A 25,947-nucleotide genomic window follows, 5' to 3' on the forward strand; every position below is an offset into this window, starting at 1 on the left:
GGGCCCGTTGCTGGCCCCGCGGTTTCCTCCCTCGAGGCTTGTACGACGCCCGCCCTTCAGTTCACTCCTGTCGCAACTGGTGCGCCGCTGCGGGTGGGCATCCTACAACCCTTAACAGGAGTTGCCACTCGTGGTCAATTTGTGTGCCGCAAGAACCCCCATAACGGAAAGCACGCAGCGAAATCAAATGCTTTGCTTATTCCGGCGGTGGTTTATGTCATTGGCCTGCTGCCAATATGCTCCCGCACATCCATCACACCGCCTGAACCGCCACCTGCTCCAGCCAGGCCAAAAACAGCTTGGTTACGGGTCGCACGTCATCGCGCTCGGGCGTGACCAGGTAGTAAGCGCGGAGGCCTTTGAGGGGCTGATTGCACGCCACCTTCAACTCGCCCCGCGCCAGTTCGACCTCGATCAGCAAGCGCGGCACCAGTGCCAGGCCCAGGCCGTTGGCAGCGGCAGCGGCCGTCATCGAAAACAATTCGTAGCGCGGGCCTGACAGGGCCAGAGGGGCGGTCACGCCTGTCGCGTCAAACCATTGCCGCCACGCAGCCGGGCGGGTGCTTTGTTGCAGCAGGGGGAGTTGGGCGATGGCTGCCGGCGTCAGCGTGGTTTGTGTACCGAGAAACTGGGGGCTGCAGACCGGCACCACGTCTTCTGACAGCAAGCGTACCGAGCGGGTGCCTGCCCAGTTGTTGACCTGTTCCTGCGTGCCTGCATACAGCGCCGCGTCAAACGGCGATTCGGCAAACATGAAGGGCCGGGTGCGGGTCTCGATGTGCACCGTGATTTCCGGGTGCATCGCCGCCAGTTGAGGCAGGCGCGGGATCAGCCAGCGCGTGGCAAAGGTGGGTACCGCCGCCAGATGAATCGTGCCGCCGCGGCCCTGCGCCGACATCACGTCCAGCGTGTCCTGTTCCAGCGCCTGCAGCCGGGGGCCGACCTGGCGCGCGTAGTCATCCCCCCGCTCGGTCAGCGCCACGCCATGGCGGGTGCGGCGAAACAGCGTGACGCCCAGAAACGCTTCGAGCGCCGTGATCTGGCGCGACACCGCGCTCTGGGTCAACGCCAGCTCTTGCGCGGCGCGGGTGTAACTCTCGTGGCGGGCGGCGGCTTCAAAGCACAGCAGGGTGTGGGTGGAGGGGATTTTGCGGCGCATCGGTTACCTCTTTTTCAAGTCGGCCAGGTGCGTGCTGTGGACGCGGGCGGCGTCCAGCCGGTCACTCTCCAGGGTGGCGAACACCAGGGTTTCGTCCCGCCCGGCCTGCGACAGCACCCTGCCATCGGGCGCGGCCACCGTGCTCAGGCCGCCGTAGTGCAGGTCACCCTCGTGCCCCACGTAGTTGGCATAGGCCACATAGACCTGGTTTTCATACGCCCGCACCGGCACCACGGCGGTGGCCACGAAATCGAAGTCGGCCATGTTGGCGGTGGGCACCACGATGAGGTCGGCGCCTGCCAGGGCCAGACGCCGGGTGTTCTCGGGAAATTCCACGTCGTAGCAGATCAGCAGGCTCACGCGCCAGCCCTTGAGTTCGACCCAGGCCGAGGCCGCTTGACCGGTGGAAAACTGGGTGTGGTCCAGCGCGCCAAATAGATGGGTCTTGCGGTAGTGGAGGCACGGTTCTCCTTCGGCGCTGATCCACTGCGCGGCATTGAAAACCGCGCCTTGTTCGTCACGCTCTGGGTAGCCATAAACAATCGCCAGGGTGTAGCGCCGCGCGATGGCCGCCACGGCCTGTGCCCAGGCGCCGTCCGCAGACTGGGCCTGTTGCAATACAGCGGTGGGGCCAATGTTGTAGCCGGTCAAAAACATTTCGGGGCACACCAGCACGTCGGCACCGCCCATGCTGGCCTGCTGCGCGGCCAGGTCGAGCCGCTGCAGGTTGCCCGCCACATCCAGCGGGCCCGGTGTGCACTGGTACAGGGCCAGGGTCAGCGGGGTTTTCATTCGGGTAATTCGATGGGGCCCAGCGTGTCAAACACGTCGCCCGGACCGGGGTTCTCAGGGTGGGTATGCCCGCCCAGATGGTGCAGGATGCCCCACACCGCGTTGAGCGAGGTTTGCACTGCGCCTTCGACCCACGCGGGTGTCCACGACACGTCGTCGCCGGCGATGAAAATGCCGCGCTGTTGCTCGGGCATCTTGTCCTGCATGAAGTGCGCAAACATGCGCTGGTTGTAGCGGTAGTGGCCGGGCAGGGCACCCTTGAAGGCGCCCAGAAAATGCGGGTCAGCTTCCCATGACACGCAGATGGGGTCGCCCATGATGTGGCTGGCAATGTCCACGTTGGGGTAGATTTTTTTGAGGGCGTCGAGTGCCAGCTTGACGCGTTTTTCGACCGGCTGGGGCAGCATTTTCAGCGCGTCGCCCATCCAGGCGTAGGACAGGCAAATCACGGCGGGCTGGTCTGGCCCATTGTCAAACAGGTAGGTGCCGCGCGTGAGCCGGTCGGTCAGCGTCATGCTCATGACGTCGCGCCCGGTCAGCGGGTCTTTGTCTTTCCAGAAGGGGCGGTCCACCATGACAAAGGTTTTGGACGACTGCATGTAACGCGTGCGGTCCAGCGCCATCCACACCTTTTGCGAGAACAAGGATTCTTCGCAGTCAATCTGGGTGGTCAGCAGCCAGCTTTGGCAGGTGGTCAGCACCGCCGCATAAGCCCGCGTGTCGCCCCAGCGGTCGGTCACCTCCAGCTGGCCATCGATGCCGCGGGCAATGCGGGACACGCCGGCCCGGGTGGCCCCGGCGTGTAACGACGCCAGCGTGGTGCCCGCTGGCCAGTGCGTCAGTTGCGCGGGCGCCTGGCGCCACAGGCCGTGCGGCACCTGGTCGGCGCCGCCGACGATCAGGCGCTGGTTCTCGTCGCAGTTGGTCATGACCACGCGCAAAATTTCCAGCATCGAGTTGGGAAAGTCCGAGTCCCAGCCGCCGGTGCCAAAACCCACCTGGCCAAAGACCTCGCGGTGATGGAATGACAGCCGCGCAAACGCCTTGGAACTTGCAATAAAGTCATAAAAGGTGCGGTCGTCCCAGATGGGAATCAAGGTGTTCCACAGCTGCTTGAGGGCTGTTGGGTCACGCTCGCGAATGGCGTTTTGCACGTCCGTGAAGCGGGCGTCGGTTTCCAGCGCTTCGGCCCACGCCTGGGCCACTTCGCGAAACAGCGGCGGCAGGTCGGCCAGCGACTCCGCGTAGTAGGTCTCGCCCTCCAGGTCAATCACCGTGCTGCCCGAGGCGGGCGTCAGCGGGTTGGGAAAGGCCTGGGTCTGCAGGCCCAGTTGGTCGACGTAATGGTAGAAGGCCGTGGATGACACCGGGAAACGCATGCCCCCCAGTTCGGCCACCACGCCTTGCGTGCCCTCAAAGTGCTGGGAGCGCAGCCGCCCGCCCATTTTGGACGCCTCGTAAATGACCGGCTTGAGCCCGAGTTTCATCAGTTCGTAGGCCGCCACCATGCCCGCCATGCCGGCACCCACAATGGCCACTTCCTGCCCGAACCGGCTGGGCGGCAGGGTGCCCAAACCCGCGGGATTGCTGATCCAGTCATCAAACGCAAAAGGAAAATCGGGCCCGAAGTGGGTGACGGGTTTTGTGGAGATGTCCGTGTGGGGCGTAGAACTCATGGCTCACCTTGATGACGACGAAGAGCCGGAATTTTGATCCTGCCTCGCACGCTTGTAAATGGGATGGAAGACGAAGCCACTATACCGCCCAAGCGGGCTTGAGTTATGCGCCATGCGCATGTCTGGATGAGAAACGATTGATTGTGAATCCGCCAAAGCACCGCTAACATCAAGGCCGTTCTGCCCCCTCTCGTTACGACATTCATTCACGGAGATACGTATGGCCCACGCCGCATTCAACTGGCAAGACCCCTTTCTGCTCGACAGTCAATTGAGCGACGATGAACGCATGGTGCGCGACGCCTCCGCCGCCTATTGCCAGGACAAACTGCTGCCCCGCGTGATTGAGGCCTTTCGCAAGGAGCAGACCGACGTCGCCATCTTCCGTGAAATGGGCGAACTCGGCCTGCTCGGCCCCACGATTCCCGAAGCCTACGGTGGTCCCGGCCTCAACTACGTCGCCTACGGCCTGATTGCGCGGGAAGTCGAACGCGTCGATTCCGGCTACCGCTCCATGATGAGCGTGCAAAGCTCGCTGGTCATGGTGCCGATCTTTGAGTTCGGCACCGAAGGCCAAAAACAAAAATACCTGCCCAAACTCGCCACCGGCGAATGGATTGGCTGCTTCGGCCTGACCGAGCCCGACCACGGCTCCGACCCCGGCTCCATGGCCACCCGCGCCCACAAGGTGGCCGGTGGCTACAAATTGAGCGGCAGCAAGATGTGGATCTCCAACAGCCCGATTGCCGATGTGTTTGTGGTCTGGGCCAAAGAAGTTAGCGAGAGCGGCCAGGTCGGCCCGATTCGCGGTTTTGTGCTGGACAAAGGCATGAAAGGCCTCAGCGCCCCGGCCATCCACGGCAAGGTCGGCTTGCGCGCCTCCATCACCGGCGAAATCGTGATGGACTGCGTGTTCTGCCCCGAAGAAAACGCCTTTCCCGAAGTGCAGGGTCTCAAAGGCCCCTTCACCTGCCTCAACAGCGCCCGCTACGGCATCGCCTGGGGGGCTTTGGGCGCGGCCGAAGACTGCTGGTTCCGCGCCCGTCAGTACACCATGGACCGCAAGCAGTTTGGTCGCCCCCTGGCGGCCAACCAGCTGATCCAGAAGAAGCTGGCCGACATGCAAACCGAAATCGCGCTCGGCCTGCAGGGCTGCCTGCGTCTGGGCCGCATGAAGGACGAAGGCACGGCCTCGGTGGAGCTCACCTCGCTGCTCAAGCGCAACTCCTGCGGCAAGTCACTCGACATCGCCCGCCTGGCGCGCGACATGATGGGCGGCAACGGTATCAGCGACGAGTTCGGTGTGGCGCGTCATCTGGTGAATCTGGAGGTGGTGAACACCTATGAAGGCACGCACGACATCCATGCGCTGATTTTGGGGCGGGCGCAGACGGGGATTGCGGCGTTTGGCAATTGAACTTCCCGGCTTGGCGATGCCACTGGGGCGGATGGTTCTGTTCGTGTCCCCCGCCCTTCGGGCTCCTCCTTGACCTCACTGCACCATCCGCCCCAGTGGCATCGCCAGCAATCACTGTTGGCGCGCAATGAATGAATATCCTCACTGCAGCGCAAAAAGCAGGTTGACGCAGGACGGTGTGGCGTTCAGCGCAGTGAGGTTAAGGAGGAGGCCGTAGGACACGAACGGAGTTGAATGCCGCGCCGTCCTGCGTCCAGACGGGAAGTCTGGGGCCGGAATCAGCCTTCGGCAGTCACTCATTGTGGGCATCAGCGCAACGTAAACAGCACGCAACGGAAGAATCGACATGACAGATAAACCATCGGCTTTAGGCCACCTCAAGGTCCTCGACTTGTCACGCGTCCTCGCCGGCCCCTGGTGTACCCAGATGCTGGCCGATCTGGGCGCCGACGTCATCAAGGTCGAACGCCCCGGCGCCGGGGACGATACCCGCCACTGGGGCCCGCCCTTCCTGAAGGACGCTGACGGCCGCGACACCGACCAGGCCAGCTACTTCACCGCCTGCAACCGCAACAAACGCTCCATCACCATCGACATCGCTAAACCCGAAGGCCAGGCGCTGATTCGCCAGATGGCCTTGCAGAGCGACATCCTGGTGGAGAACTTCAAGGTCGGCGGCCTGGCGCACTACGGGCTCGATTACGCCAGCCTCCAGGCCCTCAACCCGCGCCTGATCTACTGCTCGGTGACGGGTTTCGGCCAGGACGGGCCGTACGCCGAACGCGCCGGTTACGACCTGATGATCCAGGCCATGAGCGGCATGATGAGCATCACCGGCAAATCGGATGACGTGCCCGGCGGCGGCCCGCAACGCGTGGGCGTGGCGCTCACCGATTTGTTCACGGGGGTGTATGCGTCCACGGCCATTCTGGCTGCGCTGGAAGTGCGCAACCGCACCGGTCAGGGCCAGCACATCGACATGGCCTTGCTCGACGTGGGCATGGCCATTCTGGCCAACCAGGCCGCCGGGTTCCTGAACACCGGCCAGGTGCCACAGCGCCAAGGCAACAGCCACCCCAGCCTGGCGCCGTACCAGGACTTTCCCACCCTGGACGGCTCCATGCTGCTGGCGATTGGCAACGACGGCCAGTTTCGCCGTTTTTGCAACGCCGCAGGCCAGCCGCAATGGGCGGACGACGAGCGCTTTGCCGGCATGGCCGCGCGCGTGGCCTACCGCACCGACCTGATCCCGGCGATGGAAGCCGTCACCTGCACGCGCACCACGGCCCAGTGGATTGCATTGCTGGAAGACAAGGCCGTGCCCTGCGGCCCCATCAACAACCTGGGTCAGGCTTTTGACGATGCCCAGGTCACATCACGGGGCTTAGTGGTAAATCAGGCTGTAGCCCAGGTGGGACGTGCGGAAGTAGCTATTAAATCAATAGCAACCGTGGCCAGCCCCCTGCGCCTGATGGCCACGCCACCCGTGCTGACCCGCGCGCCGCCCGCCTTGGGCGAGCACACCGATGAAGTGCTGGCGGGCCTGGGCCTGGACGCGGCCCGCATCACCGCCTTGCGGGAGGCGGGAGTGGTGTAATTCAAGCCTTTTCCTGTTGGCTTGATGATGAAACACCGATTTTTCAACGCGCTGGCGTGTGCAGCGCTGGCCCTTGTGCTGGGCTCGGCGGGCGCCGCCCAGGCCCAACCCGTCTCCTTCGGGCTGTTCGGCGACATGCCCTACAGCGCCTGGGAGCGCGAGCACCTGCCGCAACTCATGGCCGAGATGGACGAGGAAGGCCTGGCGTTTGTGGTGCACAACGGCGACATCAAGAGCGGCGCCAGCGTGTGCAGTGACGAGGTGTACCTCGACATTCTGGGGGTCTTTCAGGCCTCCAAAACGCCCCTGATCTATGTGCCCGGCGACAACGAGTGGACCGATTGCCACCGCCGCTCCAACGGGCGCTACGACCCGCTGGAGCGCCTGGGGAAACTGCGCCAGCTGTTCTTCGCGGGGGACACGGCACTCGGGCAGCGCCCGCTGCGCCTGGAGCGCCAGAGCCACCAGAACGACAACCCGGCGTTTGCCATCTACCGCGAAAACGTGCGCTGGGAAGCGGGCGGCGCCCTGTTTGTGGGGTTGAACCTGCCCGGCAGCGAGAACAATTACCATGGCACCACCTCCCATGACGGCCCGGTGCCTGAGTTCGTGGCGCGCAGCGCGGCGAACCGGGTGTGGCTGGCGCAGGCTTTTCAGCAGGCGCGGGTCAAAAAACTGGCGGGCATCCTCATCGTGATTCAGGCGGACCCGGACTTTGATGCGGCCAGCAAAGGCTTTGGCAGCCCCGGCTACCGGGCGTTCCTGAACCAGTTGCGCGACGAGACGCTGGCCTTTGCCGGGCAGGTGGTGCTGGTGCATGGCGACACCCACTGGCACCAGGTGAACCAGCCCCTGCTGGACCCGGTGACCCGGCAAGTGGTCAAGAACTTCACCCGGGTGGAAACCTATGGCTACCCCTTTTTCGGCTGGGTCAAGGCCACGGTCGATCCATCTGACCCGCAGGTGTTCCGTTTTTCAGCGCGCCCCTGGCGTTCGCCGTCCCGGTCGCGCTGAAGCGGGTGATGAGAGCCTATTTCGGAAAAAATTCCGGGCTGGCCTTGACGATTTTTTTCAGATGCGCAAAGCAGTCGGCATCAATCGCCGTGCCCACGGTCTCCGCCATGATGGCCAGTGTTTTGTCGACGGGTACGGCGCCGCGGTAAGGCCGCTCGGCGGTGATGGCGTCAAAGATGTCGGCCGTGGTGATGATGCGGGTTTCCATGGCAATGTCGGCGGCCTTGATGCCACGCGGATAACCGCCGCCGTCGAGTCGTTCGTGGTGCGCGGCCGATACCCGTGCCAGTTCGTCAAACACCTGGATGCGGCCCAGTATGGATTCTGTGTAAACGGCATGTTTCCTCACCGCCGCCCACTCGGCCTCGTCCAGCTTGCCCGGCTTGTCGAGAATGGCGTTGCTCACACCGAGCTTGCCCACGTCATGCAGGAGCGCCCCCCGTTTGAGCCAGCGCTGGCGTGATTCTGGCAGGCCCAAAGACTCGGCCAACAAGGCCGTGTACAGCCCCACCCGGCTGCTGTGGCCCGCTGTGTAAGGGCTTTTGGCATCCACCACTTTGCCAAAGGCCTCGGCGATGTCATCCAGGTAGTCTTCGTCCAGCTCGCTCTCGTGGCCACCGGGCTCCATGGCAAACACATGCGTCTCGATGTCCGGGGCGTTCAGGGTGGCCCAAAATGCCGGGGCGCCGCCCACCTCAAGCAGTGCGTCCACCAGGTCCGGGTCAAACCACTTGCCGCGCCGCGCCTGTACTTCCCGCAGCGCGGCCTCCTGGCCTGCGGAGGAGTTGATGACGTCCAGCACCTGCGCCAGCAGCGCAATGCGCGAGTACAGGGGAATGCTGGTGCCGGCGCGTGCTTCGGGGCGGCCTTCGCCGTTCCAGTGTTCGTCCAGCGAGTGGATGCCTAGCGCCACACCCTCGGAAAAGCGCAGTTGCCGGGCAATGTCGGCACCCCGGGTGCAGCGGGTTTGAATCAGTTCCTGGGCGATGGCGTCACCGTTGGACAAAATGCCGGACATGGCTTTGAGCCGGTCCATCAGGCCCGCGCCTTGCCCGGTGTTGCGAAGCACAAAGCGCAAGACCTGGGGCAAGCTGCCATCGACCCATTTGAAGTCGCGCTTGAAGCTGAGGTCGTCGGTCAGGTAAAGCTCGCAAATGCGCGAGGCATTGCTGCTGCATCCCAGGTCTTTGAGCAACAGGGTGTAGTACAGCTCCCACAGTTGCCCGGTGGGCAGGCCCAGTTTTTGTCCGATGTGCATGCCGATCCAGCAGCAGCGCACGCAGTGGCCTTCGGGCTGACCCTCGGTGATGTCCAGCGCATGGCTGAGCGCTCCCATGAGTTCCGACAATTTCAAGGCCTGCATAAATGCCTTTTAAAGTATCTTTTATCGGACGGTTTGGCTGGTAACTTTAAAGTTGGAGGCTTGAATGCTATTTACAGCGGATGTTCTGCATAGAACTTGCCGCCGTGGAACAGCAGTGGAGAGGCGCCTGGCCGGTGGGTGCAGCGCTCGACTTCACCGACAAAAATCACATGGTCGCCTTCTTCGTAGCGGCTGCGGTTGAAGCATTCAAATGACGCGGCGGCACCGGCCAGCAAAGGCGCGCCCGCCACGCCTTCCACAAATTCCACGTCGGCAAAACGGTCGACGTCTTTGGCGGCAAACCGCTTGGCCAGCGCTTGCTGGTCGGCGCCCAGGATGTTGATGGCGTAGTGCGAGCCTTTGCTGAAGGCGGGCATGGACGCGGCCGCCCGGGCCAGACTCCACAGCACCAGCGGCGGGTCAAGCGACACCGAGTTGAAGGAGTTGGCCGTGAGCCCCACCAGTTCACCTTCGGCGGTGCGGGCGGTGACGATGGTCACGCCGGTGGCAAACATGCCCAGCGCCGTGCGGAACTCGGGTTTTGAAAAATTGGGGGGGCGGGCCTTGGCGCCCAGATCAGAAAAAGACATGAACGCAATTTACCTGAAATTTGACAACCCTCAGCGACCCGCCTGCAAACCCCTCCAACTTCGCTTTTCCCTTGACGGACGGGCTGAATGGTCAGAAGAATAAAATGGGGGAATGCACTTTTTTTCTTCACTGGCTGCCATGCTTGCTACTTTTATGGTAGCTGAAGGCGCATTTGCCACGGGGCCTTGCGACGATTTTTATGCCCGACTGCCAAATGTGCGGCGCCCCCTGTGTGACGAAGCAAAGCTCCAGGGCAACGCCGCACGCAGCGTCAAGGGCCGGCCCATTTACACGCGCGACATCCGTCCGGTCGATGCCCGTCTGCGTGTGTTGGTGATTGGCGGCATCCATGGCGACGAGTTGTCTTCTTCTTCCGTGGCGCTGCACTGGATTGCGCTGGCTCAAGCCGCGCCGACCCAGACGCACTGGCGTTTCATCCCGGCACTGAACCCGGACGGCCTGTTCAGCCAACCCGCGAAACGGGTGAATGCCAACGGGGTCGACCTGAACCGCAACTTTCCCACGCCTAACTGGAAGCGCGATGCGCCGGCGTACTGGGAAAAACGCACCCTGAAAGATCCACGCCGCTGGCCCGGCAAGCTGCCCTTGAGCGAGCCGGAGTCAAAGTTCTTGTTTGAAGAAATGCAGCGCTTCAAGCCGAACCTCATCGTCAGCATCCATGCGCCCTACGGTGTGCTGGACTTTGATGGTCCGATTGATCCACCCAGCCGGCTGGGCCGCCTGTACCTGGATCAGGTGGGTATTTTCCCGGGCTCGCTGGGAAACTACGGGGGCGTGCACAAGGGCATGCCGGTGGTCACGATCGAATTGCCCAGTGCCCTAAAAACACCCACCGCCGCTGAAATGCGGCAAATGTGGCAAGACCTGCAAAAGTGGATGGGTGAGACGATGACCCCGCACGTCACCGCGCAGAGTCAGGGGATCCTGTCGCGTTAAGGTTTCTGGTGCCTGATTTCAACCGCGCGTTTCATGGCGCCCAGCAAAATGGCCGGATCTTGTGCACCTGAGACAGACACCTTTTGGTTGAAGATGAAAAACGGCACACCGCTCACCCCGAGGCTGCGGATGTGGGCGTCAGCCTGGGCTACGGCGGCCAACTCGTCGGGGTCGGTGACAAAGGCGCGTGCGTCCTCACCATTCAGGCCCGCCTCTTCGGCAATGTTGGCCAGCACATCGATGTTGCCAATGAATCGGTTTTCGACAAAGTAGGCGTACATCAGGCGTTCCTTGACGTCTGCGCCATTGGCGTCGCCCAGCTGGGCAAAGGCGATCAGGGCATGGGCCGCCAGCGTGTTAGGTTGCTGCGCGATGCCGTCAATGTTGAGCGTCAAGCCCACTGCAGCGCCGGCTTCACGCACGCGCTCATAAATTTCTGACGCGCGCTCGGGTCCGCCGAATTTGTCTTCAAGGTACTGCTTGCGTGCAATGCCTTGCACCGGCAGTTCCGGGTTGAGTTGAAACGGGTGCCAACGGACGACCACATTGGGCAGATCGGCGGCTTCGGGCAAGGCCAGGGCGGCCTCCAGTTTGCGCTTGCCGATGTAGCACCAGGGGCAGACGACGTCGGACACCACGTCAATAGTGAGGGTAGGGCTGTTCATGGGGCAAATTGTAGGCGGCGCCTGCGCCCGACGCATCTGGCGCAGGGCCTTTACCCGTGCCGCCGATGGCTATACTCGCGCTCAAAGTCACACTGGACAACAAAGGGTCGTTCATGAAAATCGGATGCGCCCTGTTCACCAGGCGAAGAAACCTGGCGGTTGGGATGCTGTCCCTGATCCTCTCAGGCGCGTCCGGTGCGCAGGCGTATATCGCCAGTTACGGGCTTTCCCCCGCTTCACCGGCGGTTGACCTGGGCGTGCAGCCACTGGGCTATCCCTCAGGCGTCATCAGCACCGTCATGCGGCATGACCGCATTCTGAAAAAGGCGCTGGCTGACTCGGGGCAACCCTTTAAAACACCCGCATTCAAACGGGGCGCTGACATGCTGCCCCTGCTGGCCAATCAGTCGCTTGAAGGGGGCCTGCTGGGCGATACGCCCACCCTCATCGCCGCCTCCACCGGCAATGTCTGGATCGCCGCTTTGGTCAAGCAAACTTCCACGGCCATCGTTGTCAAGGGTGATGCACCACTGTCGGGACTGGCGGGAAAGCGCATTGGCTACGTGGAGGCCTCAAGTGCGCATTACACGTTGTTGCAGGGCCTGGCCTTGGCCCGCCTTGGCGAGTCCCAGGTCAAGCTGGTGGCGATGGGTGTTGATGACATGCCGGGTGCACTTGAGCGGGGCGACGTTGATGCGTTTGTTGCCTGGGAGCCCGCGCCATCCGTGGCCTTGGGCATGGGTGAGAAAAACCGCATTGTCTTTCGGGGCCAGAGTACCGACTATCTGGTCATTGAGCGGGAGTTCGAGCGGCGCTCGCCACAGACGGCACGCCATCTGGTGGCCGGATTTGTGCGCGCCATTGAATGGATGCGACGCTCGCAGCACAACGTTGAAAAGGCCGCGCAGTGGGCCATGGCGGAAGGAGAGGCGTTTTCCGGAAAGCCTGCCGCCCTGCCCGTGATGCAGATCGTGGCCATCACCCGTCGCGAAATTCTGAACGTGCCCTCGGCACCTGCCATTTTGCTCAATCCTGATGCGCCACCGCTCAAAAACGAATTCCAATTCTTGAGCAAGCTGGGCAAACTGCCTGCCCAGGGGACCTGGGAAAACGTTGAAACCGCCTTCGCCTACGATGGATTGACCCGGGTGCTGGCCCAGGCGCGTGCCTTCCAGATCACCACGTTTGATTACGAAGACTAGAGCCGATTGACTGTGACGGGCACTTCTTTTTCCAGCCGGATTGCCGGGTATTTCGGTGCCTTGTTTCTGACCGCCGTCGGCATCCTGTTTTATCTCTGGTACTTTGGCCTGCCCCAACTGGACATCAACGGTGCGGGCAATCAGCATGTGGCCGAGGCAGTCCATATTCTGGAGGCAAAGGCTGATTTCCGGCGTGCCCTGATAACCAATAGTTTGGCCGAGCGACGAGGTAACGTACTGGCACTGGCTGAAAGTCAGGCCATCGCCAGACAACTTGAAAATGATGACCCCAGAGTGCAGCAGGGCGTGGAGCGCATCTATGAACGCTTGCAGCGTGCGTACCCGGATCGCTACCAGCAACTCTTCATTGTTGACGCGGCAGGCCAGTTTATTCGTGCCAGCAGCGTGAAGGAGGAGGTCGGGCAGCCCTTTTATGCCCCTGCCCTGATCAAACGCGCCATGCAACCCGGCGCATCAGAGATGATTGAAAAACTGGTCACCCCGGACGGTGCACCCGTGCTGGCAATCCTGCGTCAAATTCACGCTCCTGATGAAGAGGGGTACCCTCATGGAAAACTGGTGGGCATCCTGGTGGTGTTCGTCGATCTCAAGCATTTCCTGGACCAGGACACGCTGGGTGATGGGCTGGGCTTGTCCTCGCGGGGCATGACCTTGCTCTTTGATTCGGCTGGCAAGCTGCTGTCCCGGTCGACCAGCGGAACAGCCGATCGGGACGGATTTACGCTGGACAGTCAGGCCGAAGCCGGCTTTGAGGGTACCGTGCTGCAAACGAATGCCCAAGGCAAGGAGTTGGTGGTGGTCTACCGCCACCTTCCCCTCAGTGGCACCCAGGGCTGGATACTGGTGCACTATTCCACGAAGGACGCCGCCCTGGGAGAACTCAAAGGCCGAGCCAACACCCTGGCAGTGATCGGGCTGATTCTCACGTTAACGGCCTTGTTGCTCATTAGCGTGGCCGCACGCAGCCTCACCCGTCCGCTTAAATGGCTCTCGATCGCTGCCCGGCAACTGGGGGCCGGTGACCTGTCCATACGCATGCCCCGCTACCCGAGGGAAAGCCGGGAGATCACGGTCCTGTCAGACGCATTCAACGGGATGGCCCAAAGCATTCAGAAAGCACATCTCACCCTGGAAGCCACGGTGCTGGAGCGCACCGCGGAGTTGCAGACGTCCGAGGCACGCCATCGGACCCTGTTTGAATCGACCGCCGACGCGGTACTGGTGATTGACCATGACCTCCTCATCGATTGCAACCCGGCAGCCTTGCGTCTTTTTGGTGCCAGCACCAGGGCAGACATGGTCGGAAAACATTTTGCCCAACTTTCTCCCTCCAGGCAGGCCGACGGTGAGGATTCGCAGATTGCGGCTGACCGCCAGACCCAACGCGTGTTGTCGCTCGGAAGTTTGGCTTTTGAATGGCTCCATTGCCGCGTTGACAGTGGCCAAAGCTTCATGGCGGAAGTACTCTTGAGCCGCATGGAAGTGGATGGGCGAGTGATTTCGCAGGCGACCGTGCGCGACATCAGTGCCCGCAAACAAGCCGAAGCCGAGTTGCGCATTGCCGCCATTGCGTTTGAGTCGCAGGAGGGCATGTACGTGACCGATGCCCAATGGGTGATCCTGCGGGTCAACCATGCGTTCACCGAGATCACGGGTTTTTCGGCCCAGGAGGCGTTGGGCCGTTTGCCCCGGGATTTGCTGAGCTCTGGCCGGCACGATGCCAGTTTCTATGCTGCCCTTACCCAAAGTATTGAGTGCAGCGGTACCTGGCAAGGCGAAATCTGGGATCGCCGCCGATGTGGCGAGGTGTACCCGGCGTGGCTCATGATCACCGCCGTCAAGGCTGATGATGGCGCCGTCACCCACTATGTGGCCACACTCACCGACTTCACCGCGCGCAAGGCGGCGGCGGACGAGATCCGGAACCTCGCCTTTTACGACTCCCTGACCGGCCTGCCCAACCGGCGCTTGCTGATGGACCGGTTGACGCAGGGGCTGGCCGGGTCGCTGCGCCATCAACGCAAAGGTGCGCTGCTGTTTGTCGATCTGGACGATTTCAAGACGCTCAATGACACCCTCGGGCACGACAAGGGCGACCTGTTGCTGCAACAGGTCGCCCAGCGTCTGTCATCCTGCATCCGCGAATGCGACACCGTGGCCCGCCTGGGCGGTGATGAGTTTGTGGTGATGCTGGAAGACCTCAGTGAGGACGTCCCGGTGGCGGTCATTCAGGCCGAGGCCGTGGCCGAGAAAATTCTGGTCACCCTCAACCAGCGTTACCAGTTCACGGGGTATGAGCACCACAGTACGCCCAGCATTGGCATTACCTTGTTCGGCGAGCAGCAGGAAACCATCGACGAGCCCTTGAAGCGGGCTGACTTGGCCATGTACCAGGCGAAGGCGGCAGGTCGAAATACCCTGCGCTTTTTCGACCCCAACACCCAGGTGGCCGTGACGGCAAGGGCTGCGCTGGAGGTCGCTTTGCGCGAGGCGGTGGAGCGCAAGGAGTTCATCCTGTTCTACCAGGCGCAGGTGACGGACAAGCATCAGATTACCGGGGCTGAAGTGCTGGTCCGCTGGCGCCATCCGTTGCGCGGCATGGTGTCGCCGGCAGAGTTCATTCCCCTGGCGGAGGAGACGGGTGTCATCTTGCCGTTGGGGCGCTGGGTGCTTGAAACGGCCTGTACCCAACTGGCACGGTGGTCTGGCCGGGCCGAGACGGCCCACCTCACGATCGCGGTCAACGTCAGCGCGCGGCAATTTCACCAGGCTGATTTTGTGGCGCAAGTCCTTAACTTGTTGACGCTGACCGGCGCCAACCCGCAACGGCTCAAAATCGAACTGACCGAGAGCATGCTGGTCTCCAATATTGAATCCATCATCGAGAAGATGCACGCGCTGAAAGAAAAGGGTGTGGGTTTTTCGCTGGACGATTTCGGGACCGGGTATTCGTCGCTGTCGTACCTGAAGCGCTTGCCGCTGGACCAATTGAAAATCGACCAGGGTTTTGTCAGGGACATCCTGATTGACCCCAATGACGCAGCCATTTCCAAAATGGTCGTCGCCCTGGCTGGGAGTTTGGGGCTGTCGGTGATTGCTGAAGGCGTTGAAACCGAAGCGCAGCGGGACTTTCTGGCCGAACAGGGCTGCCATGCCTACCAAGGCTATCTTTTCAGTCGCCCAGTGCCGCTCGATGAGTTCGAGGTCTTGGTGATGTGCCCTTGAATATGCCGTTGCCGTTCAATATTACTGAATATAAACTTCAATTCGATTGAACTTGTTTGCATTTGTTGACACCTAAACTTTACTCACTCCAAGAGGCTTGCCCTCTTGAGTCAACTTTTGGGGAGTCTGATATGTCGACATCTACAAGCACGGATCGTGCGCAGCCGGTGACCCGCTATTCGGCGGTTGCCATCGCCCTGCACTGGGTGCTGGGGCTGACTATTCTGGCCATGTTTGCCGTGGGCGTGTACATGTCCGACCTGCCTTTCTCGCCGCTGCGACTGAAACTGTACAACTGGCACAAATGGGCTGGCATTACCTTCCTGGCCCTGTCTGTCTTACGCCTGTTGTGGCGCCTGACCCACCGGCCCCCAGCGCTGCCGCACAACATCGTCAAGACCATGCCGTCTTGGCAAATGCGGGCCTACCACGCCACGCACCAGTTGCTATATGTGCTGTTCTTCGCGGTACCGCTGATCGGTTGGGCCTACAGTTCCGCAGCCGGTTTCCCTATCGTGCTGTTTGGGCAGATGCCGTTGCCGGACCTGCTGATGGCCGACAAGGAGGTGGCCGCTTTGATCAAACCCCTGCATGAGTTGTCGGCTTTTGCCCTGGTCGGTTTGGCGGGTTTGCACATTGCAGCCGCCCTGAAGCACCACTGGATTGACCGCGACGGCCTGCTGCCCCGCATGTTGCCCGGGCGCTCGTGAAACCATTTTTGGAGTAATTCTGTGAAATTGACATCTTTTCTGCTGCCTTTCGCCACCTCCTTGCTGGCGGTGGCGACTTTTCCTGCCTTGGCCCAACAAAAGCTGATGCCCGCCCAAAGCGAGATGAGTTTTGTGTTCAAACAAATGGGTGTTCCTGTTGAAGGGCATTTCAAGAAGTTTGATGCCCAGGTGGCCTTTGATGCGGCCAAGCTGCCCACCAGCAAAGTGGCGTTCACGGTTGACATTGCCAGCGCGACGCTGGGCTCGCGCGAAACGGATGCCGAATTGCCGAAAGCTGACTGGTTCAACACCGCCAAGTTCCCGCAAGCCACGTTTGCATCTTCCGGCTTCAAGGCCCTGGGTGGTGGCAAGTATGAAGTGGCGGGCAAACTGAGCATCAAAGGTCAGTCCCGCGATGTGGTAGTGCCTGTGACCATGACCCAGTCCGGTGCGGTAACGATGGCCGTTGGCTCGTTCCCGATCAAGCGTCTCGTCTTCAAGATTGGTGAAAACGACTGGGCTGACACGTCCATGGTGGCCGACGATGTCCAGGTCAAATTCAAGCTCGCACTGAGTGGTGTGGGCAAGCTTTGACCCGTTGCCAAGTCAATTCTTTCTCAACTGTTCCCTCAACCTGATTTTTTTGGAGTTTTCTCATGCGTTTATCTCTTTTGTCCCTTGCTGCAGCCACTTTGTTTGCCGGTGCTGCCCAAGTGCAAGCCGCCGACTATGCCATCGACCCGACTCACACGTTCGTGACGTTTGAAATCGGTCATTTCGGCACTTCCACCAACCGCGGCCGTTTTGACAAAAAAGAAGGTACCGTTCAGTTTGATCGTGCTGCCAAAACCGGCAAGGTCGAGATCGTGATCGACACCACCTCCATCAACACCGGCACCGCCGGATTCAACAAGCACCTGCAGAGCGCAGATTTGTTCGACACCGCCAAATTTCCCACCGCCAAATTCGTGGCCGACAAACTCAGCTTCACTGGCGACAAGGTGTCCGACGTGACCGGTACGTTGACCCTGCTTGGCAAGACCCAGCCTGTGACCCTCAAGGCTACCAATTTCAACTGCTATGACAGCCCGATGCTCAAGCGCGAAGTGTGCGGCGGTGACTTTGAAACCACCATCGATCGCACCCAGTTCGGCATGAACTACGGCATTGACTGGGGTTTCCCGAAGAATGTCCGGCTGGTCGTTCAGGTCGAAGCAGTCAAGCAGTAATCGCCTGTTCTTCCAAAAAGGCCGTCTTCGACGGCTTTTTTTTGAGCAGTGAAATGGTTGCCAGAGCGCTGCAAAGTGATTGTCAGCAGGCAAATTAGTCCGAATGGACTATTGCTGCGATGCAGCAAATTATTCAGAATGGAACTGTCCACATCAATTTGGGAGGTCCAATGGTTTATCCAGCACTCAAGCAAGTCGCCGCAGCGGCTGCGCTCATCGGCGCTTTCGGGGTCGCCAGTGCGACCACGTATGACCTCGGACCGCTGACCACGACGATCGGCCTCTCGGGTATTAAGATCAGTGGCGGCAGCTTTGACGACACCTTCAGCTTCACAACGACATCAACCAATCCGGTTCTCGGAACTTTCGTGGGTCTCTCGGGTGTGGATGACATGACCGTGTCGTATCGCTTTGGTGTGGGTGCCACAACACCAACCTGGGGTGCTTTCACGACGCCTGTTGCGGTGACGCTTGATGACGCCAGTTTTGCTTATTCCCAAACAGTGAGCGGTTTGCAGGCGGGTACCCAGTACTGGTTCAACCTGAAGGGAACGGGCACGGAAGCCGTCTATGCCGTTACGCTGGCACCCGTGCCAGAGCCAGAGACCTATGCCATGTTGCTGGCAGGTTTGGGATTGGTCGGGGCAATTACCCGTCGGCGTAAATCCAGCACAACCAAATTGGGAGCATGAACATGAAAAAATTTCTCCAACTCTCTATCGTTGCTTCTGCCCTGGTTGCTGCTTCTGCTGCCAACGCGCTCTCTTTTGAAACAGTGGCAGGCACCCCGTTCACCGAGTATTTTTCAGTGATGCCAACAGGCAATGACAAACTCATCCTGTCGGTTTCTGGCCTTTCATTCCAGTTGAGTGCCCTGAGCTTTGTGATCGGAACGGGTACTGGCCCTGCCGGTGCATCGGTGACAGCCGGCACGGCGGGGGCCAATATCAAAGGCACTTTCAATGATCGCAGCAACATGTCCGTGTCATTGTTGGGCGGCGTGTCTTACACCCTTCAAATTGATGGCGTGACCAATTCGGGTTTTCCCGGTGCGGTTGGTCTTGTCTCCATCAACGCGTTGGGCGGCACCGTCGTTGCACTTCCTGGTGACCCCACCGGCGGTGGCGTCAGTCCTATTCCAGAGCCTGAGTCTTATGCCATGTTGTTGGCGGGGTTGGGTGTGATTGGCACCATTGCCCGTCGCCGCATGAAAGTCAAAGCATCTTGATTTTGGCGTAACTTGAAAAAGGCTTGCTTCTTAGCAAGCCTTTTTTTCGTGGTGGCATCACAATCCAACACCAGCAGTCCATGATGTGCCTTTCAGACTATTCAAAACAATATTCGTCTATGAGCAGGCTCAATATTCCGGATTTTCCAGACCTTGTCCACCTTGGCAGTGCGACCGGTTTTGTGGGAGAAATACACGAAGTCGTGAACGCGCTCGCCCTGTTCGAGGGTTTTACCTTGTCGGATTACAGCGTGTTGTGCGAATACATGGAGTGCTTTGCTGCGCCTGGCCACGCGACCATCCTGACGGAGGATACGGTGGGTGATTTTCTCGTGATCATTCTCACCGGCTCGGTTGACGTCGTGAAGGCGGCGGGCCCCGGCCAGCAAAAAGTAGTCGCCCATGCTGGACCAGGCAGTTTTTTGGGCGAAATGTCCTTGATGGACGGCAAGCAGCGTTTTGCCAGTTGCGTCAGCACCCAACCGGCTGACTTTGCTGTGCTCACCCGCGAGGCATTGAGCGAGATTTTGGCGAATCACCCACAGCTGGGCAGCAAGGTGTTGATTCTCCTGCTGCAATTGATGACGCGTCGTTTACGTGACGCCGTCACGAAAATGCTGCCCACCCTTGAAGGCGAGTGGCTGTAGAGAGCTGCAGGCTCAATTTTTGATTTTGCTGCACCGCAGCAATAGTCCGAATGGACTATTGCTGCGGTGCAGCAAAAAGATCAAACTGCAATGGCCTCTTCAACCACCCAAGGAGAAATCATGAACTTCAAATTGCTGATGGGTACTGCTGTTGTTGCCATTGTTCTCGCGTCTGCCAGTGTCAGCGCCTCCACCGAGACGGTTAGCGCCACACCGGTGGCACCGCAGGAGTCGCAGTCCGAATCGTTGGCCATGCTGCTGGCAGGTCTGGGCATGATGGTCACCATTGCACGTCGACGCAGCACGTCGAACGACGACTGACCGCGTTTGAGGGTTTCTCAACAAAAAAGGGCTTGCTGAACAGCAAGCCCTTTTTACTTGGAGTCTGGATCCATCAGCGTGTGCTGGGGAGTCCGGTGCCGCATCAGCGGAAATGTGGACCTGGAAATGAAGATCAGGCTGTTTGGTTGATGGTGTCACCCAGCGCGTTGACCAGGCTGTCGATTTGCGCGGGGGTGGAAATGAAGGGTGGGGCCAGCTGGATGGTGTCACCGCCATAACGCACGTAAAAGCCCTTGTCCAGCATCGCCATGGCGATCTCGTAAGGCCGGCGTGCCGGTTCACCCGGCAGGGCATCGATGGTGAAGCCCGCCGCCAGGCCGAAGTTGCGAATGTCGGTGACGTGTTTGGCGCCCTTCAGGCCGTGCACGGCGTTCTCGAAATAGGGCGCCAGGGCCTGGACCTTTTCAACCATGTTCTCCTTCACCAGAAGGTCCAGCGTGGCCAGGCCCACCGCGCAAGGCACGGGGTGCGCGGAGTAGGTGTAGCCATGGGCAAACTCCAGCATGTAGTCGGGCCCGCCTTGGGCCATGAAGGTGTCGTAGATGTCCTTCTTGGCCAGCACGGCGCCCAGGGGCTGCGAGCCGTTGGTGATTTGTTTGGCCACGTTCATGATGTCCGGCGTGACGCCAAAGGCCTCGGCGCCGGTGTAGGCGCCCATGCGGCCAAAGCCGGTGATGACCTCGTCAAAAATCAACAGGATGTTGTGGGCGGTGCAAATGTCACGCAGACGCTGCAGGTAGCCTTTGGGTGGGATCACCACGCCCGCGGAACCCGACATGGGCTCGACGATGACGGCCGCAATGTTGCTGGCATCGTGCAGGGCAATCAGGCGCAACAGATCGTCGGCCAGTTCCGCGCCCTTGTCCGGCATGCCGCGTGAAAATGCGTTGCTGGCCAGTTGGGTGTGGGGCAGGTGGTCGGCGGCGATGCCCTGGCCGAACATCTTGCGGTTGGCCACGATGCCGCCCACCGAGATGCCGCCAAAGTTGACGCCGTGGTAGCCCTTTTCGCGCCCGATCATGATGGTTTTGCTGGCCTGGCCCTTGATGCGCCAGTAGGCGCGCGCCATCTTGAGCGACGTGTCGGCTGATTCGGAGCCGGAGCCGGTGAAAAACACATAGTCCAGCCCGGCAGGGGTCAGTTCTTTGAGCTTGTTGGCCAGCTCAAACGACAGCGGGTGGCCGTACTGGAAGGCGGGTGAGTAGTCCAGCGTGGCCAGCTGGCGGGTCGCGGCGGCGGTGATTTCTTCGCGGCCATGGCCCAGGCCGCTGCACCACAGGCCGGACAGGCCGTCAAAAATCTGCTTGCCGTGCTGGTCGGTGAAATAGCAGCCCTGGGCCGCCACCATCATGCGCGGATGGGCCTTGAAGTCCCGGTTGCCGGTGTAAGGCATCCAGTGCGCCTCCAGCCAAGCAGCGTCGGTGCGGGGGGCTGCCACGTGTTGGGCGTCGTTCATGTTCATGGAGGCTCCTGAATGGGGGGAAGAATGGGCCATTTTGAGGGGCTCTGTTACTCTTATAAATGTATAAGTATCACGGGTCAGTTATCAATCTATGCAAGTAAACAGCCGGGCCCCCCTGGGGCAACTGAGTGACATGGACCTTCGCCTGCTGCGCGTGTTCAAAAGCGTGGTCGAGTGCGGCGGCATGGCGGCGGCCGAGCTGGAGCTCAACATTGGCACCTCCACCGTGAGCCGCCACATCAAGGACCTGGAGACCCGCCTGGGCCTGACCCTGTGCCGGCGTGGGCGGGCCGGCTTTGCCCTGACCACGGAGGGGCAGCAGATTTACGCCGAGACCTTGCGGCTGCTGGCGGGCGCCGACGCTTTTCGCAGCAGCGTGGACGAGATCCACCGTCACATGGGCGGGCAGCTGAATATTGCGGTGTTTGACAAGACTGCGAGCAATCCGAATGCCCACATCGGCAAAGCCATCGCAATGTTCACAAAGCTCGCACCAGATGTGAGTCTGCACTTACATGTGGCGCCATTGAATGCCATTGAGCGCGGCGTGATTGACGGGCAGTTCCAGGTCGGGGTGATTCCGGGGCACCGCAGCTCCGAGACGCTGGCCTACGACGGGTTGTTTGCCGAGACCATGTTGCTGTACTGCGGCGCGCAACACGTGCTGTTCAACACCGACCATGACGCGATGGGCTGGGACGATGTGCGCCAGCACCACTTTGCTGGCCTGGGCTACCACTCGCCGAACATGGAACTCAGCCAGCAGTTGCACTTGGCGCGCCGGGCCACGGGGTATGACCAGGAGTCCATCGCCACGCTGATTCAGTCAGGCCAGTACCTGGGGTTTTTGCCCGACCACTATGCCGAGGCGTTCGTGCGCAGCGGCCAGATGCAGGCCGTCAATGCGCCGCTGTTTCGGTATGACTGCCGTTTCTTCAGCATCGTGCGGCGCTCACCTCAGCCCTCGCGGGTGGTGCGGGCTTTTCAGGACTGCCTGTTACAAACGCATGTGGGGGCGGTTCGTGCAACTGATTTATAGGTTTTGAGGCTGTAGCCCAGGTGTAACGTGCGGGAGAAGCTATCAAAATAATAGCGATCAAGCTGCCTGCGGGCGGGCAATTCGTTTGCCGTGCGGCAGGGTGGAGAGCCGGGTGTACAGGCGACTGCAATAGCCGCTGATTTGCAGGCATTTGTTGATTTCGTCCACCGGCAGCGGCCCGGAGACCACCACGATGTCATTGGCGCTGTCCTGCTCGCCCGCTGCCCGCAGACGCCGCCGGGCACCTGTGGCCCAGGAATGGATGCGCGTCGGTGTGCCGTGTTCGTGCAATTCGCCGGTTCGCAGGTCAAACGCAATGGCCACGGTGTCGGTCTTGAGCCGCAGGCGGTGCTCGCCGGTCACCTTGCTGGCCGGGGTACTCATGTCGTACAGGTGGTAGTTGCCTTCTTTGAGCTGGTACTGCAGTGCCATGAATTCTCCTTGTTGAAAGACATTCTGGACGGTCGCCGTGAGAACTAAAGAGGGAAAAGCGCCTGGAAATCAAGCTTGTTTTGTCTCAGACGCGTCAGACCCGCTCCGCGATCTCCCGATCCCGGGCACCTGCCAGGCCGGCTGCCAGATTGGCGAGCTCGCGCGTCAGGAGTTCGAGCACATCCTCCATCGTCACAATGCCCACCAGGCGCCCTTCGTCATCGGTCATCACCAAGCGGCGTAGCCGGTGCTTTTTCATCAGCTGGACGGCGTCCATTGCATCCATCTCCGGACTGGCCAGCACCAGGTCGACCGTCATGATGTCGCCCGCGGTGAAGACGGCCGGATCCAGGCCTTCGGCCATCAGCTCCAGCACCAGATCGCGATCGGTCACGATGCCGATCGGGCGGCTCTTCTCCTGTGCATCCACCACGACGAGGGCGCCAATGTGATGGCGGCGCATGAGCTGGGACACCACCAGCGCCGGGGTTTCGGGTTCCACCACGGCCACCACCGAGGTGGCAAAGTTTTTGAGTTGTGCGGCCATGAGGGTCTACCTTTCCAGGGTCAGCGGGGTGTTCACCCGGCTCACACCAGGCGCCGATCCAGAATAGTCGCGGCGGCTTGTGCCTTGTTGAGAAAAATCAAGTTCACATCGGGGCTATGGCTCAGGACCTCAGGTGTTGCCCGAACCAGTGCGCCGACTGCCGTGCCACTTCTTCCAGCGCGCCGGCTTCCTCAAACAGGTGGGACGCACCAGGAATGACGCTCAGCTCCTTGGTGCAGGACAGACGCGTGTAGGCCACGTGGTTGAGTTCCCGCACCTCCTCATCGTGCTCGCCCACCAGCAGCAGCGTGGGGCAGTGCACCAGGGTGAGGTCATGGGTGCCGGCCAGGTCTGGCCGACCGCCGCGCGACACCACGGCATGAATGTCTTCTCCCAGCACAGCGGCCGCCTGCAGTGCGGCCGCTGCACCCGTGCTGGAGCCAAAATAGCCCATGGGCAGTGGTCGGGTCGGAGGGGTGTGCTGGCGAACCCAGCGTGTCGCCATCAGCAGACGCTGGGTCAGCAAGTGCGTGTCAAAGCGGGTCTGGTAGTCCAGGTTCTCGACCAGCGTGAGCAGGTCCAGCAGCAGCGTCCCCACGCCGTGGGTGTGCAATATTTTGGCCACAAAGTTGTTGCGCGGGCTGTGGCGGGTGCTGCCGCCGCCATGGGAAAAAATGACGATGCCTGTTGCATCGGCGGATAACTCCAGCCGACCTTCCATTTGCACGCCATCGGCGGGAATGCTGACAAGTTGTGTGCTCATGGGCTCCTTCTGGCGTCCAGACTCGTGGCAGGAACAGGGAAGGTTAGCGGCCAATGTCGCCAGTCATATTGATTGATCGCAAATTTCGCTCAATGGCAGAACCCGGACCCGGCAAGATGGCATGGTGGTTTCATCGCGTGGCGCACGGCCTGCCACAAGCGCCTTAAAATTAAAGTTCATAAGAAAACATTAGGCCTACTTATATGAGCACCTTTGACCCCAACGCCCTGGAATGTCTCGCGGCCATTGTGGAAGAGGGGGGCTTTGAGCGCGCGGCGGTGCGCTTGTCGATCACCCAGTCGGCGGTGTCGCAGCGCTTGCGTTCACTGGAGGTTCAGGTCGGCACCGTGCTGATCGTGCGCAGCCGACCCTTGAAGGCCACCTCCGCCGGACGTTTGCTGCTGAAGCACGCCATGCAGATGCGCCTGTTGCGGGCTGACCTGGAGCGTGATCTCAAGGAGATGGCCCCTGGCGCGGCCGGCAGTGGCCGTGATGACGAGCGCATTTCCATCGCCATCAATGCCGACAGCATCGCCACCTGGGCGCTTCCGGCCCTCACCGCCCTGGCTCGCCAGGGCTTGGGCCTGGAGATCATCACCGATGACCAGAACTTCACGGTCGAGTGGCTGCGTGAAGGGCAGGTGCTGGGCTGCGTCACCACGCTCAAGCAGGCGCTGCGCAGCTGCAAGGTGGTGCCGCTGGGGGTCATGCGTTATGTGGCCGTGGCCGATGCCACTTACGCGGCCCAGCATTTTCCGGATGGGCTGACACCGCATAATTTTCGGGCCGTGTCCTTCATCGCCTTCAACCGCAAGGACGACCTGCAGACCGAGTTCATCAGCCGTTCGTTCGGGCTCAAGCATGTGTCCTTGAGCCAGATGTATGTGCCCAGCTCGGAGGGCCAGGTCCGTGCCGTGATGGCCGGGTGGGGGGTGAGTGTGTTGCCCGAACTGGAGGTGCGGGACCATTTGCAAAGCGGCCGCCTGGTCGACATTGCGCCCGGGCATGCCTTGCCGGTCGAGTTGTACTGGCACTGCTGGAACCTCGATTCGGCCGTGCTGGACGCCCTGACGACCGCCTTGACCGAAGCAGCCACTCAGGCGCTGAAATAGGGTGGTCATGCCCGCGTGCGTGGCAGGAAGATACAAAAAAATAAAGACTACCGAGTAATAAAACAGCCGAAGTAGCCAGAATTCGACGCGTCTGGATAAAATTCAGACATGAAATCCACCCCCGTCGTCAAAATTTCTTTTAAACAGCAAATGCTTCAGGCGCGGGAAGTGGCCATCGTGCAAACGGTCAACCGCCTGCTGGCTGAAAAAGGCTTTGAAGCCATGACGGTGGACGAGGTGGCGGCCCAGGTGGGCATTGCCAAGGCCAGCCTGTACAAACATTTCTCCAGCAAGGAAGAACTGGCTGCCGCGGCCATGGTGGGCGTGATGCGCCGGGCCCAGGACTACATCAGCGCGCGCCCTGCTACCGACACGCCGCTGCAAAACCTGCGCGCCGTGGTGCGCTGGACGCTGGAGGTCAAACTCGCGGGCGACATGCCCTCCCTGCCCAGCCAGAACTCCACCTTGCGCGCCACCCTGATGGCAAACAAAGACTACATGGATGGCTTGATGGAGGTGAGTGACCGCCTGGGGGCGTGGATTGAAGCGGCCCAGGCCGCTGGCGAACTCAACCCGGCCTTGCCCGCGATTGCCATTCTGTACACCTTCTACGCCCGGGCCTGCGACCCAGTGCTGGAGTTCCTGAAGATGGGCGGGCTGTACCAGGACGCACAAATCATCGAACTGGTCCTGAGTACCTGTTTTGAAGGTCTAAATGCCCGCTAGCCCAGGTGGGCTGTGCGGGAGTAGCTATTAA

The 25,947-nt window shown here is 60.9% G+C and carries 25 protein-coding genes and 1 pseudogene; 16 read left to right on the forward strand and 10 right to left on the reverse strand.

Translation table 11 applies throughout. From position 1 onward, the window contains the following. Positions 1-253: 253 nt before the first annotated feature. From AC097N_RS16875 to AC097N_RS16885, 3 genes are read right to left on the reverse strand one after another with little or no spacing between them, the layout of a single operon-like run. Complete coding sequence (locus AC097N_RS16875; protein WP_479583080.1) at positions 254-1,159, reverse strand: LysR family transcriptional regulator; 906 nt, start codon at positions 1,157-1,159, stop codon at positions 254-256. Between the two features lie 3 nt (positions 1,160-1,162). Next, positions 1,163-1,951 (reverse strand): carbon-nitrogen hydrolase family protein, encoded by a 789-nt coding sequence (locus tag AC097N_RS16880; protein ID WP_479583083.1) that lies wholly within the window; start codon positions 1,949-1,951, stop codon positions 1,163-1,165. Then, a complete protein-coding gene (locus AC097N_RS16885; protein ID WP_479583085.1) occupies positions 1,948-3,627 on the reverse strand; it encodes a flavin monoamine oxidase family protein in 1,680 nt (559 codons plus the stop codon). Before AC097N_RS16885 ends, AC097N_RS16880 begins: the two co-directional genes overlap by 4 nt. A gap of 220 nt (positions 3,628-3,847) precedes the next feature. Here AC097N_RS16885 and AC097N_RS16890 point away from each other — a divergent pair, with 220 nt between their 5' ends. The 3 genes from AC097N_RS16890 (at position 3,848) to AC097N_RS16900 (ending at position 7,655) form a co-directional block, all read left to right on the forward strand. Further along, positions 3,848-5,044 carry an acyl-CoA dehydrogenase gene (locus tag AC097N_RS16890; protein ID WP_479583087.1) on the forward strand — a complete coding sequence of 399 codons (1,197 nt, stop codon included), beginning with the start codon at positions 3,848-3,850 and terminating at the stop codon, positions 5,042-5,044. Positions 5,045-5,390: 346 nt separating this feature from the next. Beyond that, on the forward strand, positions 5,391-6,641 hold the full coding sequence (locus tag AC097N_RS16895) for a CaiB/BaiF CoA transferase family protein (protein ID WP_479583090.1): 1,251 nt from the start codon (positions 5,391-5,393) through the stop codon (positions 6,639-6,641). A gap of 27 nt (positions 6,642-6,668) precedes the next feature. Beyond that, positions 6,669-7,655, forward strand: a complete 987-nt coding sequence (locus AC097N_RS16900) for a hypothetical protein (RefSeq protein ID WP_479583094.1) — start codon at positions 6,669-6,671, stop codon at positions 7,653-7,655. A gap of 16 nt (positions 7,656-7,671) precedes the next feature. On the opposite strand, the gene AC097N_RS16905 is transcribed toward AC097N_RS16900, so the two are convergent. Both AC097N_RS16905 and AC097N_RS16910 read right to left on the reverse strand, forming a co-directional pair. Beyond that, the gene (locus AC097N_RS16905) at positions 7,672-9,018 is read right to left on the reverse strand and encodes an HD-GYP domain-containing protein (protein WP_479583096.1); all 1,347 of its coding nucleotides are present in this window, start codon (positions 9,016-9,018) and stop codon (positions 7,672-7,674) included. Positions 9,019-9,089: 71 nt separating this feature from the next. Beyond that, positions 9,090-9,608: a flavin reductase family protein gene (locus AC097N_RS16910; protein ID WP_479583099.1), complete on the reverse strand. Its 519-nt coding sequence runs from the start codon at positions 9,606-9,608 to the stop codon at positions 9,090-9,092. A gap of 139 nt (positions 9,609-9,747) precedes the next feature. On the opposite strand from AC097N_RS16910, the gene AC097N_RS16915 reads away from it, so the two are divergent. Continuing rightward, positions 9,748-10,566, forward strand: coding sequence for a M14 family murein peptide amidase A (locus AC097N_RS16915; RefSeq protein WP_479583101.1), 819 nt, complete (start codon positions 9,748-9,750; stop codon positions 10,564-10,566). On the opposite strand, the gene AC097N_RS16920 is transcribed toward AC097N_RS16915, so the two are convergent. Then, positions 10,563-11,231: a DsbA family oxidoreductase gene (locus AC097N_RS16920; RefSeq protein ID WP_479583104.1), complete on the reverse strand. Its 669-nt coding sequence runs from the start codon at positions 11,229-11,231 to the stop codon at positions 10,563-10,565. The genes AC097N_RS16915 and AC097N_RS16920 overlap by 4 nt on opposite strands. Positions 11,232-11,296: 65 nt before the next feature. Between AC097N_RS16920 and AC097N_RS16925 the strand changes: the two genes are divergently transcribed. From AC097N_RS16925 to AC097N_RS16965, 9 genes and pseudogenes are all read left to right on the forward strand, one after another. Next, positions 11,297-12,433, forward strand: coding sequence for an NrtA/SsuA/CpmA family ABC transporter substrate-binding protein (locus AC097N_RS16925; protein ID WP_479583106.1), 1,137 nt, complete (start codon positions 11,297-11,299; stop codon positions 12,431-12,433). Positions 12,434-12,445: 12 nt separating this feature from the next. Continuing rightward, positions 12,446-15,679 (forward strand): bifunctional diguanylate cyclase/phosphodiesterase, encoded by a 3,234-nt coding sequence (locus tag AC097N_RS16930; protein WP_479583108.1) that lies wholly within the window; start codon positions 12,446-12,448, stop codon positions 15,677-15,679. Between the two features lie 131 nt (positions 15,680-15,810). Beyond that, positions 15,811-16,389 carry a cytochrome b gene (locus AC097N_RS16935; RefSeq protein WP_479583111.1) on the forward strand — a complete coding sequence of 193 codons (579 nt, stop codon included), beginning with the start codon at positions 15,811-15,813 and terminating at the stop codon, positions 16,387-16,389. 42 nt (positions 16,390-16,431) lie between these two features. Next, positions 16,432-16,983: a YceI family protein gene (locus AC097N_RS16940; protein ID WP_479583299.1), complete on the forward strand. Its 552-nt coding sequence runs from the start codon at positions 16,432-16,434 to the stop codon at positions 16,981-16,983. A gap of 62 nt (positions 16,984-17,045) precedes the next feature. After that, positions 17,046-17,618 carry a YceI family protein gene (locus tag AC097N_RS16945; protein WP_479583113.1) on the forward strand — a complete coding sequence of 191 codons (573 nt, stop codon included), beginning with the start codon at positions 17,046-17,048 and terminating at the stop codon, positions 17,616-17,618. Between the two features lie 209 nt (positions 17,619-17,827). After that, positions 17,828-18,310, forward strand: a pseudogene (locus tag AC097N_RS16950) (FxDxF family PEP-CTERM protein); the annotation flags it as partial. Between the two features lie 2 nt (positions 18,311-18,312). Beyond that, a complete protein-coding gene (locus tag AC097N_RS16955; protein ID WP_479583115.1) occupies positions 18,313-18,846 on the forward strand; it encodes an FxDxF family PEP-CTERM protein in 534 nt (177 codons plus the stop codon). Positions 18,847-18,965: 119 nt separating this feature from the next. Beyond that, positions 18,966-19,493 (forward strand): cyclic nucleotide-binding domain-containing protein, encoded by a 528-nt coding sequence (locus AC097N_RS16960; RefSeq protein ID WP_479583117.1) that lies wholly within the window; start codon positions 18,966-18,968, stop codon positions 19,491-19,493. A 120-nt stretch (positions 19,494-19,613) separates the two neighbouring features. After that, positions 19,614-19,814: a hypothetical protein gene (locus AC097N_RS16965; protein WP_479583120.1), complete on the forward strand. Its 201-nt coding sequence runs from the start codon at positions 19,614-19,616 to the stop codon at positions 19,812-19,814. 133 nt (positions 19,815-19,947) lie between these two features. On the opposite strand, the gene aptA is transcribed toward AC097N_RS16965, so the two are convergent. After that, positions 19,948-21,297 carry an omega-aminotransferase AptA gene (aptA, locus tag AC097N_RS16970; RefSeq protein WP_479583123.1) on the reverse strand — a complete coding sequence of 450 codons (1,350 nt, stop codon included), beginning with the start codon at positions 21,295-21,297 and terminating at the stop codon, positions 19,948-19,950. A gap of 91 nt (positions 21,298-21,388) precedes the next feature. Here aptA and AC097N_RS16975 point away from each other — a divergent pair, with 91 nt between their 5' ends. Further along, the gene (locus AC097N_RS16975; RefSeq protein WP_479583126.1) at positions 21,389-22,336 is read left to right on the forward strand and encodes a LysR family transcriptional regulator; all 948 of its coding nucleotides are present in this window, start codon (positions 21,389-21,391) and stop codon (positions 22,334-22,336) included. A 57-nt stretch (positions 22,337-22,393) separates the two neighbouring features. On the opposite strand, the gene AC097N_RS16980 is transcribed toward AC097N_RS16975, so the two are convergent. From AC097N_RS16980 to AC097N_RS16990, 3 genes are all read right to left on the reverse strand, one after another. Beyond that, positions 22,394-22,768, reverse strand: a complete 375-nt coding sequence (locus AC097N_RS16980; RefSeq protein ID WP_479583128.1) for a hypothetical protein — start codon at positions 22,766-22,768, stop codon at positions 22,394-22,396. A 94-nt stretch (positions 22,769-22,862) separates the two neighbouring features. Beyond that, complete coding sequence (locus AC097N_RS16985; protein ID WP_479583131.1) at positions 22,863-23,315, reverse strand: CBS domain-containing protein; 453 nt, start codon at positions 23,313-23,315, stop codon at positions 22,863-22,865. Between the two features lie 121 nt (positions 23,316-23,436). Beyond that, a complete protein-coding gene (locus AC097N_RS16990; protein ID WP_479583133.1) occupies positions 23,437-24,078 on the reverse strand; it encodes a dienelactone hydrolase family protein in 642 nt (213 codons plus the stop codon). A gap of 203 nt (positions 24,079-24,281) precedes the next feature. Here AC097N_RS16990 and AC097N_RS16995 point away from each other — a divergent pair, with 203 nt between their 5' ends. Further along, the gene (locus AC097N_RS16995; RefSeq protein WP_479583135.1) at positions 24,282-25,190 is read left to right on the forward strand and encodes a LysR family transcriptional regulator ArgP; all 909 of its coding nucleotides are present in this window, start codon (positions 24,282-24,284) and stop codon (positions 25,188-25,190) included. A 108-nt stretch (positions 25,191-25,298) separates the two neighbouring features. Beyond that, entirely contained in the window at positions 25,299-25,916 is a 618-nt protein-coding gene (locus AC097N_RS17000) for a TetR/AcrR family transcriptional regulator (protein WP_479583137.1), read from the forward strand. Positions 25,917-25,947 lie beyond the last annotated feature (31 nt).

Source organism: Rhodoferax sp. LS1R11 (genome assembly GCF_056521395.1).

Coding starts and splice junctions, on each gene's coding strand:
- AC097N_RS16875 (WP_479583080.1), bottom strand. CDS start 1,159: ATGCGCCGCAAAATCCCCTCCACCCACACCCTGCTGTGCTTTGAAGCC.
- AC097N_RS16880 (WP_479583083.1), bottom strand. CDS start 1,951: ATGAAAACCCCGCTGACCCTGGCCCTGTACCAGTGCACACCGGGCCCG.
- AC097N_RS16885 (WP_479583085.1), bottom strand. CDS start 3,627: ATGAGTTCTACGCCCCACACGGACATCTCCACAAAACCCGTCACCCAC.
- AC097N_RS16890 (WP_479583087.1), top strand. CDS start 3,848: ATGGCCCACGCCGCATTCAACTGGCAAGACCCCTTTCTGCTCGACAGT.
- AC097N_RS16895 (WP_479583090.1), top strand. CDS start 5,391: ATGACAGATAAACCATCGGCTTTAGGCCACCTCAAGGTCCTCGACTTG.
- AC097N_RS16900 (WP_479583094.1), top strand. CDS start 6,669: ATGAAACACCGATTTTTCAACGCGCTGGCGTGTGCAGCGCTGGCCCTT.
- AC097N_RS16905 (WP_479583096.1), bottom strand. CDS start 9,018: ATGCAGGCCTTGAAATTGTCGGAACTCATGGGAGCGCTCAGCCATGCG.
- AC097N_RS16910 (WP_479583099.1), bottom strand. CDS start 9,608: ATGTCTTTTTCTGATCTGGGCGCCAAGGCCCGCCCCCCCAATTTTTCA.
- AC097N_RS16915 (WP_479583101.1), top strand. CDS start 9,748: ATGCTTGCTACTTTTATGGTAGCTGAAGGCGCATTTGCCACGGGGCCT.
- AC097N_RS16920 (WP_479583104.1), bottom strand. CDS start 11,231: ATGAACAGCCCTACCCTCACTATTGACGTGGTGTCCGACGTCGTCTGC.
- AC097N_RS16925 (WP_479583106.1), top strand. CDS start 11,297: ATGGCTATACTCGCGCTCAAAGTCACACTGGACAACAAAGGGTCGTTC.
- AC097N_RS16935 (WP_479583111.1), top strand. CDS start 15,811: ATGTCGACATCTACAAGCACGGATCGTGCGCAGCCGGTGACCCGCTAT.
- AC097N_RS16945 (WP_479583113.1), top strand. CDS start 17,046: ATGCGTTTATCTCTTTTGTCCCTTGCTGCAGCCACTTTGTTTGCCGGT.
- AC097N_RS16955 (WP_479583115.1), top strand. CDS start 18,313: ATGAAAAAATTTCTCCAACTCTCTATCGTTGCTTCTGCCCTGGTTGCT.
- AC097N_RS16960 (WP_479583117.1), top strand. CDS start 18,966: ATGAGCAGGCTCAATATTCCGGATTTTCCAGACCTTGTCCACCTTGGC.
- AC097N_RS16965 (WP_479583120.1), top strand. CDS start 19,614: ATGAACTTCAAATTGCTGATGGGTACTGCTGTTGTTGCCATTGTTCTC.
- aptA (WP_479583123.1), bottom strand. CDS start 21,297: ATGAACATGAACGACGCCCAACACGTGGCAGCCCCCCGCACCGACGCT.
- AC097N_RS16975 (WP_479583126.1), top strand. CDS start 21,389: ATGCAAGTAAACAGCCGGGCCCCCCTGGGGCAACTGAGTGACATGGAC.
- AC097N_RS16980 (WP_479583128.1), bottom strand. CDS start 22,768: ATGGCACTGCAGTACCAGCTCAAAGAAGGCAACTACCACCTGTACGAC.
- AC097N_RS16985 (WP_479583131.1), bottom strand. CDS start 23,315: ATGGCCGCACAACTCAAAAACTTTGCCACCTCGGTGGTGGCCGTGGTG.
- AC097N_RS16990 (WP_479583133.1), bottom strand. CDS start 24,078: ATGAGCACACAACTTGTCAGCATTCCCGCCGATGGCGTGCAAATGGAA.
- AC097N_RS16995 (WP_479583135.1), top strand. CDS start 24,282: ATGAGCACCTTTGACCCCAACGCCCTGGAATGTCTCGCGGCCATTGTG.
- AC097N_RS17000 (WP_479583137.1), top strand. CDS start 25,299: ATGAAATCCACCCCCGTCGTCAAAATTTCTTTTAAACAGCAAATGCTT.